We start from the raw sequence: 19,173 nt of genomic DNA, 5'->3' as shown, positions 1-19,173 counted from the left end.
TGTGAATCTGCCTTTTCTGGAGTGGAGCCGGACCCCCTGGGGTAAGGCGACCGGCGGACAATGGCGCTATGCCCTGCGCAACTCGCTGGCGATGTGTCTGGCGCTGTGGGTGGCGTTCGTGCTCGAACTCGACGAACCCTATTGGGCACTCACCTCCGCCGCGGTGGTGAGCTTCCCCACCATCGGCGGCGTGATCAGCAAAAGCATCGGCCGCATCTTCGGCAGCCTGGTGGGCGCCGCAGCCTCGGTAGCGATCGCCGGCCACTGCCTGAACGATCCCTGGCTGTTTACGCTGTTCATCGCCGCCTGGATCGGGCTGTGCACCTACGTCTCGAATCATTACCAAAACAACGTCTCTTACGCCTTCGCGCTGGCGGGCTATACCGCCGCCATCATCGCCTTCGGCACGGTCAACGTCACCGACACCCAGCAGATATTCGATATCGCTCAGGCGCGGGTTTGCGAAGTGATCACCGGCATTCTGTGCGGCGGGTTGATGATGATGATCCTGCCCAGCACCTCCGACGGCGAAGCCCTGCTGACCTCGCTGCGGCGCATGCAGCTGCGCCTGCTGGAGCACGCCGCCATGCTGTGGCAGCCGGAGGTCACCGCGCAGATGCGCACCTCGCACGAAGGGGTCATCGGCCAGATCCTGACCATGAACCTGCTGCGCATTCAGGCATTCTGGAGCCACTACCGGCTGCGGCGGCAAAATAACCTGCTCAACTATCTGCTGCATCAACAGCTGCGCATTACCAGCGTCATCTCCAGCCTGCGCCGCATGCTGCTGAACTGGCCGGATCGCCCCGCCAATCTGATGCTGGTGCTGACGCAACTGCTGGACGAACTGCGCGATCCCGCCACCGATAAATATCGCTTGGCGCGTCTGCTCCAGCAGATCGCCCCGCAAGATGCGACGGACTACCGCCATCGCGCCTTCTGGCTGCGGTTGCGCGATTTCTGTTGGCTCTACCTGCGCTGCAACCGCTGGCTGCGGCGGTTGGAAAGCGCCACGGCGGTCAGCGATCTCCAGCCGCCGCGCGTCACCCCACTGGCGCGTCATACCGACAGCTACGAAGCCGCCTATAACGGCCTGCGCACCTTTTTATGCATCGTGATCGGCTGCGCCTACTGGATCAACACGCAATGGGACGCCGGCAGCGCGGCGCTGACGCTCACCGCCATCAGCTGCGTGCTCTACTCTTCCACGCCTTCGCCGATCAACAGCGTCAGCACCTTGCTCAAGGCGGTGCTGCTGCTCTCGGTCGCCTGCTTCGTGGTGAAATTCGGTTTGATGATCCAGATTGACGATTTCTGGGTGTTTTGCGCCTTCCTGTTCCCGATCCTGGTGACCATGCAGATGCTCAAGCTGCAGAACCCGCCTTATGCCGCGCTTTGGGGGCAACTGATCGTCTTTATGGGCTCGTTTCTGACCGTCAGCAATCCGCCAAGCTATGACTACCAGTCCTTTATCAATGACAACATCGCTAAAGTCGTCGGTGTATTGCTGGCCGGGTTGGCGTTTCAGATCCTGCGCCCCAGCTCGGACAAACGCAAAAGCCGCCGCATTATCCGCGCGCTGCGGCGCGACTTTATCGATCAGTTGAGCAAACGGCCGCAGCAGAGCGAAAGTCAGTTCGAATCGCTGATCTACCATCGCATCAGCCAACTCAATCAAAGTCAGGATCAGGAAGCGCGCACCTGGCTGCTGCGTTGGGGCGTGGTGCTGCTCAACTGCAGCCATATCGTCTGGCAGCTGCGCGACTGGCAGACCCGTTCCGATCCGCTGTCGGCGGTGCGCAACGTCTGTATCCACTGCCTGCGCGGCATCATGACGGAGAAAGGCGTGCAGCACAGTTCGCTGGACGCCACGCTGCAGGAGCTGCTGCGCATGAGCAACGCGTTGGCGCATCACCCGGAACAGGCGGCGCGCGATCTGGCCGGCCTGATCTGGCGGCTTTACTGCTCACTGCAGCAGCTGCAACAGGCGATGGGCCAGCCCGCCGCCGCACGGGCCGTTAGCGGCGGGTGATCACTTGATCACGCCACAGGCGAAGCGTTCGCCGCCGCCGCCGAGCGGCTGTGGATGATCCGAATGGTTATCGCCGCCGGCATGCACCATCAGCGCCTTGCCCTCAATTTCGCTGATTTTTTTCAGCCGCGGCGCCAACACCGGGTAATTCGCCATGCCGTCGGCGGTCACATAGATGGCCGGCAAATCACCCAGGTGCCCGTCGGCGTACGGCCCGAGGTGTTTCCCGGTTTTTTGCGGGTCGAAATGTCCGCCGGCCGCCAGCGCCGCCACCGCTTTGCCGTCCTTCATGCCCGGCTCGCAGCTGCCTTTTTCATGCACGTGGAAACCGTGTACTCCGGCCGGCAACGCTTTCAGGCTCGGCGTGAACAGTAAGCCGTACGGCGTTTCGCTGATGACCACGTTGCCGATGTCCTGACCGATACCCTGCCCGGTCACCAGATGCATCTCGACGTCGGTTGCCGCCGCCTGAGCCGCGCCACACGCCATCAGGCCGAGCGCCGCATACCAATAACGTTTCATCAATCAGTCTCCTTAATGACTATATCGAGCTATCAGTATAGGAGAGCCTGCGCCGGCACTGTTAACCAACGCACAATCTCGCCAATTTGATTCGCAGACCTAATATTTGGCACTAATAATAATTCTACCGATGTTGGTCCTCCGACCAGCTGTCGTTCGGCTAACGTTGTTTCCCTGTTTCCACCGCCGGCGCATGAGAGTTCGCTTCCAGGCCAGGCGGCATACTTCATAAGGAACTGATATGGGCATCTTTAGCTATAAGGATCTGGACGAAAACGCGTCGAAGGCGCTGTTTTCGGACGCCTTGGCCATCTCTACCTACGCTTACCACAATATCGATAACGGCTTCGATGAAGGCTATCACCAGACCGGTTTCGGGCTGGGTCTGCCACTGACGCTGGTCACTGCGCTCATCGGCAGCACCCAGTCGCAGGGCGGCCTGCCGGGCCTCCCCTGGAATCCCGACTCCGAACAGGCCGCGCAGGAGGCGGTAAACAATGCCGGCTGGTCAGTGATCAGCGCCGCGCAGCTCGGTTACGCCGGCAAAACCGATGCGCGCGGCACCTACTACGGCGAGACCGCCGGTTACACCACCGCACAGGCCGAGGTGCTGGGCAAATATGACAGCGAAGGCAATCTCACCGCCATTGGCATCTCATTTCGCGGCACCAGCGGCCCGCGCGAGTCGTTGATCGGCGATACCATCGGCGATGTGATTAACGATCTGCTGGCCGGGTTCGGGCCGAAAGGCTACGCCGACGGCTACACGCTGAAGGCCTTCGGCAACTTGCTGGGCGACGTCGCGAAATTCGCGCAGGCCCACGGGCTGAGCGGCGAGGACGTGGTGGTCAGCGGCCACAGCCTCGGCGGGCTGGCGGTCAACAGCATGGCGGCGCAGAGCGACGCCAGCTGGAGCGGCTTCTACGCGCAGTCCAACTATGTCGCCTTCGCCTCGCCGACCCAGTACGAAACCGGCGGCAAGGTGCTCAACATCGGCTACGAGAACGACCCGGTGTTCCGCGCGCTCGACGGCACCACGCTGACCGCGGCGTCGTTGGGCGTTCACGATGCGCCCCATACCTCCGCCACCAACAATATCGTCAACTTCAACGATCACTACGCCTCGGACGCCTGGAACCTGCTGCCGTTTTCCATTCTCAACATTCCGACCTGGCTGTCGCACCTGCCGTTCTTCTATCAGGATGGTCTGATGCGGGTGCTGAACTCCGAGTTTTATTCGCTGACCGACAAAGACTCGACCCTCATCGTCTCCAACCTGTCGAACGTCACGCGCGGCAATACCTGGGTGGAAGACCTGAACCGCAACGCGGAAACGCACAGCGGGCCGACGTTTATCATCGGCAGCGACGGCAATGATTTGATCAAGGGCGGCAAAGGCAACGACTATCTCGAGGGCCGCGACGGCGACGATATCTTCCGCGACGCCGGCGGCTATAACCTGATCGCCGGCGGCAAAGGCCACAATATCTTCGATACCCAGCAGGCGTTGAAAAATACCGAAGTCGCCTACGACGGCAACACGCTTTACCTGCGCGACGCCAAGGGCAGCATTACGCTGGCGGACGACATCAGCACCCTGCGCAGCAAAGAAACCTCCTGGCTTATTTTCAACAAAGAAGTGGATCATCAGGTAACCGCCGCCGGATTGAAGTCGGACTCAGGCCTCAAAGCCTATGCCGCCGCCGCCACCGGCGGTGACGGCGATGACGTCCTGCAGGCTCGCAGCCACGACGCCTGGCTGTTCGGCAACGCCGGCAACGACACGCTGATCGGCCACGCCGGCGGCAACCTGACCTTCGTCGGCGGCAGCGGCGATGACATTCTGAAGGGCGTCGGCAACGGCAACACCTTCCTGTTCAGCGGCGATTTCGGCCGCGATCAGCTGTATGGCTTCAACGCCAGCGATAAACTGGTGTTTATCGGCACCGAAGGCGCCAGCGGCAATATCCGCGATTACGCCACGCAGCAAAACGACGATCTGGTGCTGGCCTTCGGCCACAGCCAGGTCACGCTGATCGGCGTCTCGCTCGATCACTTCAGCACCGATCAGGTGGTGTTGGCCTAAGCATCGGCATAAAAAAAGCCGGGCGCTTTCGTCGCCCGGCTTTCCTCTTTCTGCTCCGCCTTAGGGCACATCATACCCCAGCGCCGCCTTGCGAATGCGGAACCACTGCTGGCGGCTCAGCACCAGTTTCTGCGCCTTGAGCGCCGAACGCACCCGCTCAATCTTGCCGGAGCCGATGATTGGCAACGGCGACGACGGCAGGCGCATCACCCAGGCGTACACCACCTGCTCGATGGTCTCCGCGCCGATCTCTTGCGCCACCCGCTGCAGCTCGTCGCGCAGCGGCTGAAACTCGGCGTCGTTGAACAGGCGCCCGCCGCCCAGGCAGGACCAAGCCATCGGCTTGATGCGCAGTTGCTGGCACTGGTCAAGCGTGCCGTCGAGAATGGCCGGTTGGTGAATCGGCGAGATCTCCACCTGGTTGGTCGCCAGCGTGAACGGCAGACGCGACTGCAGCAGTTGGAACTGCGCGGGCGTAAAGTTGGAGACGCCGAAATGGCGCACCTTGCCGCTTTTGTGCAACGCAACGAAGGCTTCGGCCACGTCGTCAGCGTCCATCAACGGATCCGGGCGGTGGATCAGCAGCAGATCGAGGTAATCGGTATGCAGATGGCGCAGCGACTGTTCCGCGCTCTGCACGATATGATCGCGGTCGGTGATGTAGTGGCCGATCGGGTTGCCGGGCTTGGCGGTGGTGGCGATGCCGCACTTGGTCACCAATTCCAGCGACTGACGCAGCGCCGGCTTCAGGCGCAGCGCGTCGCCGAACGCCTGTTCGCAGGCATAGCCGCCGTAGATATCGGCGTGATCGGCGGTGGTGACGCCCAGTTCGACATGCTGTTCGATGAACGTCAGCAGTTGCTGCGGCGACATGCCCCACTCCATCAACCGCCAGTAACCGCAAATCATGCGGGAAAATTCAGGCCCCTGCGGCGCGAGACGAATACGTTCTACCATTGCGAAAACCTCATGACATTAGTTGTCAGCCAGCATACACAAGCCGGTGAGGCACAGGGAAGCGGTAAGCCACACGAACGTGCGGCAGATCAGGAAAGGTTAAAACAGCGACGGTTGCTCCGGCAGTGGCTCGTCGGGCGCTTTATTGGCGCGCTGCAGCCGCAGGAAGCGTTGACGGCACAGGCGCAGCACCTCGCGCTTTTGCGCATCGCTCATGTTCATCCAGCCGAAACGCTCCTCGCGGCTGCGCAGGCAGCCACGGCAGAATCCACGATCGTCGGCCTGGCAAATGCCGCGACACGGGCTGGGGATGTCGAAAAACTCAAGCTGCTGCGCCACGAGGCTCCTCCTGCGTTCTCTTGCTAATTGAAGACGCCATCGCCACCGCTGGCAAGTCCCTTTTCGCCATTGCGGCGAAAATAGTCGCGCAAATAGCGCAGCGCCTGGCGGCTTTTTTCCGGCACATTGCGCTCGAGCGTCAGCGCATGCAGCCGGAGCGCCGCCGGCCGCCACTCCGGCAACAGCAGCAACAGCTCGCCGCGCTGCAGTTCGTCGCCAATTTCATACAGCGGCTGAGCGGAAATGCCCAGCCCGGCGCGGGTAAAAGCGCGCATCACGTTCATGCTCTCGCTGACGATCTGCCCTTCCGCCAGCCGCAGCTTGACCTGCTGGCCGGACTGGTGCAGCAAATCCAGATGCGCCCCGCTGTAGCCGCTGGAAATCCAACGGTGCTGTACCAAATCCTGCGGTTTTTCCGGCACCCCATGCTGGCTGAGGTAGCGCGGTGCGGCGCACAGCACCATCGGCCACGCCGTCAGCGGATGCGCGATCATATTGGCGTCAGCCAGCTGCCGGTTGGCCCGCAGCGCAATGTCGACCCGCTGTTCTATCATATCGACGATGCGATCGTCCGCCAGCACGCGCAGCGTGAGCTTGGGATGCGCCTGCAACAGCGGCGACAGCGCCTCCGCCAACGAGCGGCCGCCGATGCCGACCGGGGTGGCGATGCGCAGCTCACCCACCAGCGTATCCCGCAGCTCAGCCAACCGCTGCTCCGCCTGCAGCGCCTGTTGCAGCATCGCCTCGCAGCCGGGATAGAACGCCGCTCCCGCCTCGGTCAGCGCCAGACGGCGGGTGGAACGATGCAGCAACGGCACCCCAAGCGCCTTCTCCAGCGAGCGCATGTGCTGGCTGACCGCCGACGGCGTCATGCCCAGACGCCGCGCCGCACCGGCCAGCGAGCCCTCCGCCACCACGGTGGCGAATACCGCCATTCGATTGAGTTTATCCACGATTATGAAGTTTTACTTAATCAAGAAAGCATGAATATGGCACTAATCACGGCTATTGTTAAGGACTAGAGTAGAAACCACGCGGCAGGCACATCGGCCTGCCTCACGATACTGAACCTATCCCCGAAGGAGCATACAGATGAAAGTAGCCATTATTGGAGCAACCGGTTTTGTTGGCCGCCGCGTGGTGGATGAAGCGCTGGCTCGCGGTATTCAGGTGACGGCAATCGCGCGCCAGAAAAAAGATTTGCCGGAGCACGCCAATCTGACCGTCGCACTGGGCGACGTCGCCGACACCGCCTGGCTGGCGGGACAATTGCGCGGCCAGGACGCGGTGATCAGCGCCTACAACCCAGGCTGGGGCGAAGACAACCTGTATGAGAAAACCACCCGCGGCGCCCAGCAGATCCTCACCGCGGTCGAGCAGGCCGGCGTCAAACGCCTGTTGGTGGTCGGCGGAGCCGGCAGCCTGGAAGTGGCGCCGGGCGTTGAACTGGTGGATACGCCGCAGTTCCCGGAAAATATCCGCCCCGGCGCGCAGGCGGTGCGCGATCTGCGCAACAAACTGCGTAACGAGTCGGCACTCGACTGGACCTATCTTTCGCCGGCCGCCCTGCTGGAGCCGGGCAAACGCACTGGTCAGTTCCGTCTCGGCACCACGCAACTGCTGATGAACGGCGAAGCGCCGGCCAGCATTTCGGTGGAAGATCTGGCAGTCGCTATCGTTGATGAGATTGAAAAACCTCAGTTTATTCGCGCGCAATTCACCGCCGCCTACTAAACTGCCCTGCCGCCAGGCCGCTCGGTCTGGCGGTTTTCACGTATTCTCCGTCGCCAGTATTCTGAATTTCTAAGGTTTTCTTAAGTTTCATCCGGTAGATTTCACGACATTATCTACTTTCAGGATCCCGACATTGGCAATGTGGTTACGTCAACGCTTACAGTGCAACAGCCTCGGTTTTACCCTCGCCGCCGCCCTGTTCTTCACTCTGTTTCAAAACGCGTTATTCCTGCATCGCGCCTGGTCGTATATCACCTTCGATAGCGTCCACAGCGTGATTTTCGCGGCCAGCATGCCGGTGGTGATCTTCTGTGCGCTGAATATTATCTTCAGCGTGTTGACCGTGCCCTACCTGCGCAAGCCGTTGATCATCTTTTTCTTGCTCGGCAGCGCCGCAGCCAACTATTTCATGTTCAGCTATGGTGTGGTGATCGATGGCAACATGATGCAAAACGCCTTCGAAACCAACCCCCAGGAGGCGACCGCGCTGCTGACGCCGCGCATGGGATTGTGGCTGGCTCTGCTCGGCATTCTGCCGGCGGTGGCGGTCTGCTTCACCCAAATTCGCCAGACTCGCCCCTGGTGGTACATGGTCGGGCTGCGCGCCGCCAACGTCATGCTGTCGTTGGTAGTGATCCTGATCGTCGCCGCGCTGTTCTACAAAGACTACGCTTCGCTGATCCGCAACAATAAAAGCGTGGTGAAGATGTTGACGCCTTCCAACTTCGTGGCCGGCACCATCAAGTTTACCGAACAGCGTTACTTCACCCGCAATCTGCCGCTGGTCAAGATCGGCGAAGATGCGCGTAAAGGGCCGCTGATCGCCAGGCAGACCAAGAAAACACTGGTGATCCTGGTCGTGGGCGAAACCGCCCGCGCCGAAAACTTCTCCCTCGGCGGTTACGGGCGCGAAACCAACCCGCGCCTGAAGCAGGACGACGTGGTCTACTTCAAGAACGCCAGTTCCTGCGGCACCGAAACGGCGATCTCCGTGCCCTGCATGTTCTCCAACATGCCACGCAAGGAGTACGACGCGACTCAGGCGACGCACCAGGAAGGCATGCTCGACGTGCTGGCGCATGCCGGCGTCAATGTGCTGTGGCGCGATAACGACGGCGGCTGCAAAGGCGCCTGCGACCGGGTGCCGCACATCGACATGACCAAGCTGAAACTGCCGCAGGACTGTGACGGCGAGGTTTGCATGGACAACGTGCTGCTGTACAAGCTGAACGACTACATCAATAGCCTGAAAGACGATGGTGTGATCGTGCTGCACCAGATGGGCAGCCACGGCCCGGCTTACTATCGCCGCAGCACGCCAGAGTTCCAGGCGTTTTCACCGACCTGCAACAGTAATCAGATCCAGGATTGCAGCCATGAACAGTTGGTGAACACCTACGACAACTCAATCCTGTATACCGACGCGATGCTCGATGCCACCATCAAGCTGCTGCGGCAGTATGACGATCGGTTCAATACCGCGCTGGTCTATTTGTCCGATCACGGCGAATCGCTGGGGGAGAACGGCATGTATCTGCACGGCACGCCTTATGTCTTCGCGCCGAGCCAACAAACGCACGTGCCTTTCCTGATGTGGATGTCGGCCGACTATCAGCGCAATTTCGACATCGATCGCCAGTGTCTGAATACGTTGGCGGAAAAGGACGAGGTTTCACAGGACAACCTGTTCCACACCCTGTTGGGCATGCTGAACGTACAGACCCGCGAATATCAATCCCAGTTGGATATCCTGCAGCGTTGCCGCAACGCGGCGTAGCGCTTAACTTCCGCGTGCCGCTGGGGCACAATGTCGTGCAGACAAACCGGCGTTTTGTGCGCCGGTTTTTTTATTCCCATTGACCTAGACCAATCGGTCTATTATGCTCGGCACCATGATGACCAAATCAACGCATTGCAACGTGGATACACGTGAACATCTGCTCGCCACCGGCGAAACCCTCAGCCTGCGCCTAGGCTTTACCGGCATGGGGCTGAGCGAACTGCTGGCCACCGCGGGCGTGCCGAAAGGCTCGTTCTACCACTATTTTCGCTCGAAGGAAGCCTTCGGCGAAGCGATGCTGCAGCGCTATTTCGCGCATTATGATGCAGAAATGCAGGCGCTGTTTGCCGACAGACGCGGCGATGCCCGCCACCAGCTGCTCGGCTATTACGCCCAGGCTATCAGCTACCACTGCCGCAGCGAATGCCACAACGCCTGCCTGGCGGTGAAACTTTCCGCCGAGGTGAGCGATCTGTCGGAACCGATGCGCCATGCGCTGGAAACGGGCACCGCTCGCGTGATCGGCCATCTGCAGGAGGCCATCGAGCGCGGTATCGCCGAGGGCTCACTGTCGGTGGCCATGAGCCCGGCGGCGACCGCGGAAACGCTGTATTCACTGTGGCTCGGTGCCTCGCTGCGCGCCAAGATCCGTCATTCGCTGGCGCCGTTAACCAGCGCGCTGGAAAGCATCGAGTTGCTGCTGCGCCCGCCGCAACGGTAACGACAACCGTCTTTTTTCGTGAAAAATGCAGTTCGTGTTTTTTTATCGCCCATCACTAGACGACCGGTCTATTAAATACAGGATGCACTATGAAGACTGAAAAATTGCTCTCTCCGCTGAAGGTTGGCGCCGTCACCCTGCCCAACCGCGTGTTTATGGCTCCGCTGACGCGTCTGCGCAGCATCGAACCGGGCGATATTCCTACGCCACTGATGGCGGAATACTATGCGCAGCGCGCCGGCGCCGGCCTGATCGTGACCGAAGCGACGCAGATCTCCTTCCAGGCGAAAGGCTACGCCGGCGCGCCGGGCCTGCATACCCCGGAACAGATCGCCGCGTGGAAACACATCACGCAGGCGGTACACGACAAAAACGGCCACATCGCCGTACAGCTGTGGCATGTAGGCCGCATCTCCCACGCCAGCCTGCAGCCGGGCGGACAAGCGCCGGTCGCGCCTTCGGCAATCAACGCCGAAACCCGCACCACCGTGCGAGATGAAACCGGCGCCTGGGTGCGCGTACCGACCTCCACACCGCGCGCGCTGGAAACCAGCGAGATCCCGGGCATCATCAACGATTTCCGCCAGGCAACCGCTAACGCGCGCGAAGCCGGCTTCGACTTCATCGAGCTGCATGCTGCCCACGGCTATCTGCTGCACCAGTTCATGTCACCGGCTTCCAACCAACGCACCGATCAATACGGCGGCAGCATCGAGAATCGCACCCGCCTGACGTTGGAAGTGGTCGACGCCACCATCGCCGAATGGGGTTCCGAACACATCGGTATCCGCATCTCGCCGCTGGGGCCGTTCAACGGGCTGGACAACGGCGAAGATCAGGAAGAAGCGGCGCTGTATCTGGTGGAAGAGCTGAATAAGCGCAACATCGCTTACCTGCACATCTCCGAACCGGACTGGGCCGGCGGCAAACCGTATTCCGACGCCTTCCGCGACTCGGTGCGCGCCCACTTTAAAGGGGTGATCGTCGGCGCCGGCGCCTACACCGCTGAAAAGGCCGAAGCGTTGATCGAAAAAGGTTTTATCGACGCGGTGGCCTTCGGCCGCAGCTACATCGCCAACCCGGATCTGGTAGAGCGTTTCCGTCAGCACGCCCCGCTGAACGAACCTAAGCCGGAAACCTTCTACGGCGGCGGCGCCGAAGGCTATACCGACTATCCGTTTCTGGCGAAGTAACCCGTCCTGACTCCAACGGCCACGCAATCGCATGGCCGTTTTTTTTATGCGTCGCGCGCAAAAAGGCCCGCTCGAGGCGGGCCGGTGTTCCCTGGTGTTGATCTTTATTGCCGTTCGATTTTTACACGATCGCCGCTGGAATAGATAATTGATTGTGCAGATCAATTACTCTGTATCGATCGGTACGCTCGATCAATATTTAGACACCCGCGACGCGAGACCATAAAGTGACATTGTCACCAACTCGTTACGTTGAATTCCCTTGCGGGACAAGGCTATACTCGCTTGTGCTTCAATCCACCCGCCGTCTGCCACGGCACAGTCAATTCAGAGGAATTATGCGCTTACTCCATACCATGATCCGCGTCGGTGACCTGCAACGCGCCATCGACTTCTACACCAAGGTATTAGGCATGCGCCTGCTGCGCACCAGCGAAAACCCGGAGTACAAATACTCCCTGGCTTTCGTCGGCTATACGGAAGAGAGCGAAGGCGCGGTTATCGAACTGACCTATAACTGGGGCACCGACAGCTACGACATGGGCACCGCCTTCGGCCACCTGGCGCTGGGCGTGGACGACGTTGCCGCCACCTGCGACAGCATCCGTCGCGCAGGCGGCAAAGTCACCCGCGAAGCCGGCCCGGTGAAGGGCGGCACCACGATCATCGCCTTCGTCGAAGATCCGGACGGCTACAAAATTGAGCTGATCGAAAACAAACACGCCGGTCAGGGCCTCGGCCACTAAGCCTCCCCTTCAGGGCGCGCTGGCGCCCTGCTGATTCTCCGCGCGATAGCGCCTGCAACCAGGCGCAAAATTTGCCATAATGCGCGCTGCATTCGATGAAGATAAGAAACTGATGGCCGAAAAAAGTGATCTTAACGCCCTGAGTGGTCGTTTTCGTGGGTTTTATCCCGTAGTAATAGATGTTGAAACCGCCGGCTTCAACGCCAATACCGATGCGTTGCTGGAGATCGCCGCCGTCACGCTGAAAATGGATGAAGATGGCTGGCTGCAGCGGGACGAGACCCTGCACTTCCACGTGGAGCCTTTCGAGGGCGCCAACCTGCAGCCGGAAGCGCTGGCGTTTAACGGCATCGATCCGCACAACCCGTTGCGCGGCGCGGTCAGCGAATACGACGCGCTGCACGCCATTTTCAAAGCGGTGCGCAAAGGGCTCAAGGATCGCGGGTGCAACCGGGCCATTATCGTGGCGCACAACGCCAACTTCGATCACAGCTTCCTGATGGCCGCGGCCGAACGTGCCGGCCTGAAGCGCAACCCGTTTCATCCGTTCGCCACCTTCGACACCGCCGCGCTGAGCGGCCTGGTGCTGGGCCAAACGGTGTTGGCGAAAGCCTGTATCGCGGCCGGTATGCCGTTCGACAGCAGCCAGGCGCACTCTGCGCTGTACGACACCGAGCAAACCGCCCTGCTGTTTTGCGAGCTGGTTAACCGCTGGAAACGTCTCGGCGGCTGGCCGCTGCCCGCCGGCGATCTCGCCGAATAAAATCAACAAAAAAGGCGGCCCAGTTTGCACTGGCGCCGCCCGTTACGCGATAATCGCAAGCCCGTCGATTAAGACTGCTGGTCTTCTTGCGCTTTATACTTTTCTGCCGTTTCTTTGATCAGTTGCTGCAGTTCGCCGCGCTGATACATCTCGATGATGATATCGCAACCGCCAACCAGCTCACCATCTACCCACAGCTGCGGGAACGTCGGCCAGTTGGCGTATTTTGGCAGCTCGGCGCGGATGTCCGGGTTCTGCAAAATGTCCACGTAGGCGAAACGCTCGCCGCAGGCGGACAGCGCTTGCACAGCCTGCGCGGAAAAGCCGCAGCTCGGCAGCTTTGGCGAACCTTTCATGTACAGCAGAATCGGGTTTTCAGCGATCTGGTGCTGAATTTTTTCAAGTGTCGTCGTCATTTATTGCTTCCTCAAGCCACATTTCATGGCTACAACATGCATCATGCGGGCTATTGTAGCGGCTGGAACAGTCGCAAGAAAACGCCATCTTTTGCAAGGATATTCGCCCGCCGCCGATCGCGTTTCACCGGCCACGTCATTCCGGTCAAAACATACGTTGAGAATAACATTTTTAATCCGACCATTTCACTAATATATTGCGCCGCGATGACGGCGCGGCTTAATTATATCCGCCACCGTCGCCTGGCGCTTTTTTATACATCAACAGGCTGATTTTAAACCAAAAAAAATGTCATTAACGTTTTCTCACAATATGGATTATTATTTATGAGTTCTTCGCTGTTTTATATGGCGAAGTTCGGGAATACTGTAACTCTTTCGATATCCGTTTCGGGGCCAAGGTTGGTGACGTCGACATGCGTTTAATTCTTACGCTCTTTGCGCTGCTGTTTACGCAGCTCTTCTTCAATCTGGCGCACGCTGCGCCACAGGCGCGCGTTGCCGCCGAGCAGCGTAAAAGCCATGTTAATGAAGCGCGGCCCGATGACCGCAGAAAAAAGAAAGCGGATAAAGCCGCCAAAAAAGCCAAAGTGACGGCCCCCGAGAAAAAAACCAGGACCGCCAAGGTCAAAAGCGAGAAAAGCGCGAAAAAGATCGTCAGCGCCAAACCCAAGGCCAAAGCGCAGAAAATCGCCAAGATTAAAGTCACCCCGCCGAAAAAGGGCTATAAAAAAGGCTATGGCCGCCACCGCGACGCCGGTATGGCTACCGCCAAGCTGGCGCGTGATGAAAAACCGTTGAAACTCAGCCCGGCGCACAAAAAGCGTTACCAGCACGCCAAGCAGACTGCGATGGCCAAGCTGATGGATCAGATGGGCAAACCTTACCGCTGGGGCGGCAGCTCGCCGCGCACCGGCTTCGACTGTAGCGGACTTATCTATTACGCCTATAAAGACGTGGTGAAAATCAAGATGCCGCGCACCGCCAACGAAATGTATCACCTGCGCGACGCGGCGCCGATCAAGAAAAGCGAACTGGAAAGCGGCGATTTGGTGTTCTTCCGCATCAACAACCGCGGCGTGGCGGATCATGTCGGCGTCTATCTCGGCAACGGCAAATTCATCCAGTCGCCGCGCACCGGCGAAGAGATCCGCATCAGCCAGCTCGACAACGACTATTGGCAGAACCACTACATCGGCGCACGCCGCGTAGTGACGCCGAAAACCATCCGTTAACTCCCTGCTCTGCGCGGTTGCGGCCCCGGTCGCAACCGCCTGCTCAAGCTATCGCCCATCGCACCTCCCCACGCGCATTTCTCGCTTTTCTTCCTGTTTTTTATGATGAAAATTGTTAAGATTGAATGACCACAATAAAAAACGGCCCATCTGGCTCCCGCCTCGGCGGGAAAAAAGTGGCGCTGTAAAGGAGGAAGCAATGTCGTTTGAATTACCTGCATTACCGTATGAGAAAAACGCGCTCGAGCCGCACATCTCCGCCGAGACCCTGGAATACCACTACGGCAAACACCACAATACCTACGTAGTTAACCTGAACAACCTGGTGAAAGGCAGCGAGTTCGAGGGCAAATCGCTCGAGGAGATCATCAAGACCTCCAACGGCGGCGTGTTCAACAACGCCGCGCAGGTGTGGAACCACACCTTCTACTGGCACTGCCTGTCGCCACAGGGCGGCGGTGAACCGCAGGGCGAACTGGCGGCCGCGATCGTCAAATCCTTCGGCTCTTTCGCTGCGTTCAAAGAACAGTTCACCGATGCCGCCGTGAAAAACTTCGGCGCCGGCTGGACCTGGCTGGTGAAAAAACCGGACGGCGCGCTGGCGATCGTCAACACCTCCAACGCGGCAACTCCGCTGACCGGTGAAGATAAACCGCTGCTGACCGTTGACGTGTGGGAACACGCGTATTACATCGATTACCGCAATGCGCGTCCAAAATACCTGGAAAACTTCTGGGCGTTGGTCAACTGGACATTTGCGGCGGAAAACCTGGCGTAAACGCAGGCCTTGCCTAAGTAACGAGGCGCAGCCAGAGGCTGCGCCTTTTTTAAAACCGGCGGGAGATCAGTTCAACGCGGCGACAAAGCTGAAAGCGATGATCATCGCCAACGCGCCGACGGTAGTGAACAGAGACATCTTCAGATCGGTATCCATGACAACTCCTTTAAAATGGGCTTTCCTAAGGATAAAAGGCGCACAATTAGTACGTCAAATCATTTTCCCACAGTTCGCCGATAAAATCTTGTTATCATTTCCCGGTTTATAATCTCGATTACCTCTTCCACTTTTGTTCAATATGCGACAAAATTCGCAGTTCACAACTGCGTACCGGCATCCATGCCCCTCCTGATTAAGCGCTGAAGACTTCAACACACTAAAAACTCAGTTTTCGCTTCTCTGGAGAAGGATCTACGTAGGCAAACGATTAACATCACACTTACATGCTGTAAACATGTGAGTTCAGGAGTCATTCCTTACATGGCAACGATTAAAGATGTGGCCAAACGCGCGGGCGTTTCCACCACCACCGTTTCGCACGTCATCAATAAGACTCGTTTCGTCGCCGAAGAGACCAAAGCGGCCGTGTGGGCCGCCATCAAAGAGCTGCACTACTCGCCGAGCGCCGTGGCGCGCAGCCTGAAAGTCAATCACACCAAGTCGATCGGCCTGCTGGCCACCTCGAGCGAAGCGCCCTATTTTGCCGAAGTGATCGAGGCGGTGGAAAACAGCTGCTACAGCAAAGGTTACACCCTGATCCTGTGCAACTCGCACAACAATCTGGACAAGCAGCGCGCCTACCTGGCGATGCTGGCGCAAAAGCGCGTCGACGGCCTGCTGGTCATGTGTTCCGAATACCCGGATCAACTGCTGGGCATGCTGGAGGACTACCGTAATATCCCGATGGTGGTGATGGACTGGGGCGCCGCGCGCGGCGACTTCACCGACACCATCATCGATAACGCGTTCGAAGGCGGCTATCTGGCCGGCCGTTACCTGATCGAGCGCGGCCACCGCGATATCGGCGCCATCCCGGGCCAGCTGTCGCGCAACACCGGCGGCGGCCGTCATCAGGGCTTTATGAAGGCGCTGCAGGAAGCGCATATCGACATTCGCGAAGAGTGGATCGTCCAGGGTGACTTCGAGCCGGAGTCCGGCTACAAGGCGATGCACCAAATCCTGTCGCAAAAACAGCGGCCGACCGCGGTATTTTGCGGCGGCGACATCATGGCGATGGGCGCCATCTGCGCCGCTGACGAGCTGGGGCTGCGAGTGCCGCAGGATATTTCCGTGATCGGCTATGACAACGTGCGCAACGCCCGCTACTTCACCCCGGCGCTGACCACCATTCACCAGCCGAAAGAACGCCTGGGAGAAATGGCCTTCACCATGCTGCTGGATCGCATCATCAGCAAGCGCGAAGAATCGCAGGTGATCGAAGTGCATCCGAAGCTGGTCGAACGCCGTTCGGTCGCCGATGGTCCGTTCATCGACTACCGCCGCTGATCATCTTCCCTGCCGGAGGCCTGCGCGGCTTCCGGTGCCGCCTCACTCAGCCACTCCTGATTCAGCGTCTCGCCATCGCCCAAGTACGCCAGCAGCCAGCTCATCGCCGGTGACGGTTTATCCTGTTGCCAGGTCAGGCAGCAGGGGCTGGCGGGAAACGGCTGCTGCAACTGCAACGCCTTCAGCTCACCGCACTGCACCAGCGGCAGCGCCAGATGCGCCGGCATCATGCCGACGCACAATCCGGCGCACAAACAGTCGAGCGCCGAGGTCCAGTCCGGCACCACCAGCCGCCGCTGGTTATCCAGCGTCCAAGTGACGCGCTTGGGCAGATTGCGCGAGGTGTCTTCCAGACAAAGCGCAGGGTATGGCCTCAACCGATCGTCATTCAATGGCCCTGCCAGCTGCGCCAACGGATGCTGTGGGCTGACTACGCACAGCCAGTTCATATCCCCCATGTCGCGGAAAGCGAAGCCGCCGCCGACCGGCACCGCGCGCGTGGCGCCGATCGCCATGTCCACCCTGCCGTCCACCAACGCATCCCACACGCCGTTGAACACCTCGGGTTGCAGCATCAGTTCAACGTCGGGGAAATGGCGGTAGAAATCCAGCACCAGCTGGCGGCTGCGCTGCGGTTTGACGATGATGTCGACTGCGATATTCAGCTGGCCGCGCCACCCGTTGGCCACCTGTTGACAGTGGCGGCGGGTGTCGAGCATTTTTTTGATAACAACTCGCGCATCCTTGATAAACAGCGCGCCGGCCGGCGTCAACTCCACATCACGGTGACGCCGCTCAAACAGCGGCACCGCCAGCCATTGTTCCAGTTGCCGCACGGTATAGCTCACCGCCGACGGTACCCGGTGCAGCTCCTGCGCCGCCGCGCTGAAACTGCCGGTGCGCGCCACCGCGTCAACAACTTCAAGAGAATATTCAGACCACATCGCTTTGCCTTCAATTTTTTTAACAGCACTTTGCAAATATTACCGTTTCACAAGCAGAGATCCAGCCGGATACACTGGCCGGCGCTAAAAACCTGCGACACTAAAATATTAACGAGAAATACCATGCGAAACTCCTTTGGTTTTATGTTCTACCTCGCCGGCCTGAGCATGCTGGGTTATCTGGCGACCGATATGTACCTGCCCGCCTTCGGCGCCATGCGGGAGGAACTGCAAATTTCCGCCGGCGCGGTCAGCGCCAGCCTGAGCATCTTTCTGGCCGGCTTCGCCTTCGCGCAGTTGCTGTGGGGGCCGCTCTCCGACCGACTGGGCCGCAAACCGGTATTATTGATTGGCCTGTCGCTGTTCGCGCTCGGCTGCCTGGGCATGCTGTGGGTGGAAAATGCCGTGCAGCTCTGGATACTGCGCTTTATTCAGGCCGTCGGCGTCTGTTCCGCCGCCGCCATCTGGCAAGCGCTGGTGGTCGACCGCTACCGCGAAGGCCAGGCCAACCGCGTATTCGCCACCATCATGCCGCTGGTGGCGCTGTCGCCGGCGTTGGCGCCGCTGCTTGGCGCCTGGCTGCTGAACCACGCCAGCTGGCGCGCGATCTTCGCCGTGCTGTTGGCCATCACCGCCCTGCTGCTGCTGCCGACGTTGCTGCTCAAAGATCGCGCCAAAACGCAACCCGCCGCCGATGCGCCAAAAAGCGGCGTCAGTTTTTGGCAATTATTGAAATCCCCGGTGTTCAGCGGCAACGTCGCTATGTACGCCGCCTGCTCGGCCGGCTTCTTTGCCTGGCTGACCGGCTCGCCGTTCATCCTCGGTGATATGGGCTACGGCCCGAGCGACATCGGTCTGAGCTATGTGCCGCAGACGCTGGCTTTCCTGTTGGGGGGCTATGGCTGCCGCGCCGCGCTCAAGCGCATCAATGGCAAAACCCTGCTGCCGTGGCTGCTGGTAGCTTATGCTGTCAGCATGGTGGCCCTGTATCTGGTGGCGACCCTGACCAATCCGACGCTCACCACGCTGCTGATCCCGTTCTGCGTCATGGCGCTGGTCAACGGCGCCGGCTACCCGATCATGGTGGCGAATGCGCTGATGCCATTCCCGGAAAGCAGCGGTAAAGCCGCCGCGCTGCAAAATACGCTGCAATTGGGGCTGTGTTTTGTGGCGAGCATGCTGGTGTCGGCGTTTATTGCCCAGCCGCTGTTGGCAACGGTGACGGTGATGGTATCTACGGTAGTCCTGGCCGCGCTGGGTTATTTCCTGCAGCGGGGAAAAGCGGCCGATGCGCAGCAAAAGGCACAGCGGGAACATGCTAACTCAGCGTCATAATTACCAAGATTAATAATCACTTAAAGAATATGCGTGCCAAGTGCGATTTACAGTTGAGTCAACGCCTCGGCACGCCTATACTCAAA

General features: G+C 59.6%; 19 protein-coding genes. 12 read left to right on the top strand and 7 right to left on the bottom strand.

The window, feature by feature from the left end:
• Position 1: 1 nt before the first annotated feature.
• Positions 2-2,032: an FUSC family protein gene (locus J0F90_RS11105; RefSeq protein ID WP_033640490.1), complete on the top strand. Its 2,031-nt coding sequence runs from the start codon at positions 2-4 to the stop codon at positions 2,030-2,032.
• On the opposite strand, the gene sodC is transcribed toward J0F90_RS11105, so the two are convergent.
• Positions 2,033-2,554, bottom strand: a complete 522-nt coding sequence (sodC, locus tag J0F90_RS11100; protein WP_033640491.1) for a superoxide dismutase family protein — start codon at positions 2,552-2,554, stop codon at positions 2,033-2,035.
• A gap of 241 nt (positions 2,555-2,795) precedes the next feature.
• Here sodC and J0F90_RS11095 point away from each other — a divergent pair, with 241 nt between their 5' ends.
• On the top strand, positions 2,796-4,640 hold the full coding sequence (locus tag J0F90_RS11095; RefSeq protein WP_033640492.1) for a polyurethane esterase: 1,845 nt from the start codon (positions 2,796-2,798) through the stop codon (positions 4,638-4,640).
• 60 nt (positions 4,641-4,700) lie between these two features.
• Here the strand turns inward: J0F90_RS11095 and J0F90_RS11090 are convergent, their stop codons facing one another.
• The 3 genes from J0F90_RS11090 to J0F90_RS11080 form a co-directional block, all read right to left on the bottom strand.
• Positions 4,701-5,597: an aldo/keto reductase gene (locus J0F90_RS11090; protein WP_004931312.1), complete on the bottom strand. Its 897-nt coding sequence runs from the start codon at positions 5,595-5,597 to the stop codon at positions 4,701-4,703.
• Between the two features lie 99 nt (positions 5,598-5,696).
• A complete protein-coding gene (locus J0F90_RS11085; protein WP_015377731.1) occupies positions 5,697-5,936 on the bottom strand; it encodes a DUF1289 domain-containing protein in 240 nt (79 codons plus the stop codon).
• Positions 5,937-5,959: 23 nt separating this feature from the next.
• Positions 5,960-6,889 (bottom strand): LysR substrate-binding domain-containing protein, encoded by a 930-nt coding sequence (locus J0F90_RS11080; RefSeq protein ID WP_187178368.1) that lies wholly within the window; start codon positions 6,887-6,889, stop codon positions 5,960-5,962.
• Positions 6,890-7,028: 139 nt separating this feature from the next.
• Here J0F90_RS11080 and J0F90_RS11075 point away from each other — a divergent pair, with 139 nt between their 5' ends.
• From J0F90_RS11075 to rnt, 6 genes are all read left to right on the top strand, one after another.
• Positions 7,029-7,670, top strand: a complete 642-nt coding sequence (locus tag J0F90_RS11075) for an NAD(P)-dependent oxidoreductase (protein WP_016927920.1) — start codon at positions 7,029-7,031, stop codon at positions 7,668-7,670.
• Positions 7,671-7,809: 139 nt separating this feature from the next.
• On the top strand, positions 7,810-9,447 hold the full coding sequence (gene eptA, locus J0F90_RS11070) for a phosphoethanolamine transferase EptA (protein WP_016927921.1): 1,638 nt from the start codon (positions 7,810-7,812) through the stop codon (positions 9,445-9,447).
• Between the two features lie 103 nt (positions 9,448-9,550).
• Entirely contained in the window at positions 9,551-10,171 is a 621-nt protein-coding gene (locus J0F90_RS11065; protein WP_016927922.1) for a TetR/AcrR family transcriptional regulator, read from the top strand.
• A gap of 89 nt (positions 10,172-10,260) precedes the next feature.
• Positions 10,261-11,364, top strand: coding sequence for an alkene reductase (gene nemA / locus J0F90_RS11060; RefSeq protein ID WP_016927923.1), 1,104 nt, complete (start codon positions 10,261-10,263; stop codon positions 11,362-11,364).
• A 338-nt stretch (positions 11,365-11,702) separates the two neighbouring features.
• Complete coding sequence (gene gloA, locus J0F90_RS11055; RefSeq protein WP_033640494.1) at positions 11,703-12,110, top strand: lactoylglutathione lyase; 408 nt, start codon at positions 11,703-11,705, stop codon at positions 12,108-12,110.
• Positions 12,111-12,189: 79 nt separating this feature from the next.
• The gene (gene rnt / locus J0F90_RS11050) at positions 12,190-12,873 is read left to right on the top strand and encodes a ribonuclease T (RefSeq protein WP_016927925.1); all 684 of its coding nucleotides are present in this window, start codon (positions 12,190-12,192) and stop codon (positions 12,871-12,873) included.
• A gap of 68 nt (positions 12,874-12,941) precedes the next feature.
• Here rnt and J0F90_RS11045 read toward each other — a convergent pair whose 3' ends face one another.
• Positions 12,942-13,289 carry a Grx4 family monothiol glutaredoxin gene (locus J0F90_RS11045; protein WP_004931329.1) on the bottom strand — a complete coding sequence of 116 codons (348 nt, stop codon included), beginning with the start codon at positions 13,287-13,289 and terminating at the stop codon, positions 12,942-12,944.
• A 416-nt stretch (positions 13,290-13,705) separates the two neighbouring features.
• Here J0F90_RS11045 and J0F90_RS11040 point away from each other — a divergent pair, with 416 nt between their 5' ends.
• Together J0F90_RS11040 and sodB are read left to right on the top strand one after the other, a co-directional pair.
• A complete protein-coding gene (locus J0F90_RS11040; RefSeq protein WP_033640495.1) occupies positions 13,706-14,524 on the top strand; it encodes a C40 family peptidase in 819 nt (272 codons plus the stop codon).
• Positions 14,525-14,723: 199 nt separating this feature from the next.
• Positions 14,724-15,302, top strand: coding sequence for a superoxide dismutase [Fe] (gene sodB / locus J0F90_RS11035; protein WP_004931333.1), 579 nt, complete (start codon positions 14,724-14,726; stop codon positions 15,300-15,302).
• Positions 15,303-15,368: 66 nt separating this feature from the next.
• Here sodB and cydH read toward each other — a convergent pair whose 3' ends face one another.
• Entirely contained in the window at positions 15,369-15,458 is a 90-nt protein-coding gene (cydH, locus tag J0F90_RS11030; RefSeq protein WP_004931335.1) for a cytochrome bd-I oxidase subunit CydH, read from the bottom strand.
• A 324-nt stretch (positions 15,459-15,782) separates the two neighbouring features.
• Between cydH and purR the strand changes: the two genes are divergently transcribed.
• The gene (gene purR, locus J0F90_RS11025) at positions 15,783-16,808 is read left to right on the top strand and encodes an HTH-type transcriptional repressor PurR (RefSeq protein ID WP_004931336.1); all 1,026 of its coding nucleotides are present in this window, start codon (positions 15,783-15,785) and stop codon (positions 16,806-16,808) included.
• Here purR and punR read toward each other — a convergent pair.
• Complete coding sequence (gene punR / locus J0F90_RS11020) at positions 16,796-17,752, bottom strand: DNA-binding transcriptional activator PunR (protein WP_033640496.1); 957 nt, start codon at positions 17,750-17,752, stop codon at positions 16,796-16,798. The genes purR and punR overlap by 13 nt on opposite strands.
• Before the next feature lie 123 nt (positions 17,753-17,875).
• On the opposite strand from punR, the gene punC reads away from it, so the two are divergent.
• Complete coding sequence (gene punC / locus J0F90_RS11015) at positions 17,876-19,087, top strand: purine nucleoside transporter PunC (RefSeq protein ID WP_028128175.1); 1,212 nt, start codon at positions 17,876-17,878, stop codon at positions 19,085-19,087.
• The last annotated feature ends 86 nt before the right edge of the window (positions 19,088-19,173 follow it).

This window comes from Serratia marcescens subsp. marcescens ATCC 13880 (genome assembly GCF_017299535.1).
GTDB classification, from domain to species: Bacteria; Pseudomonadota; Gammaproteobacteria; order Enterobacterales; family Enterobacteriaceae; genus Serratia; species Serratia marcescens.
This window is presented reverse-complemented; position numbering and strand designations above follow the sequence as displayed.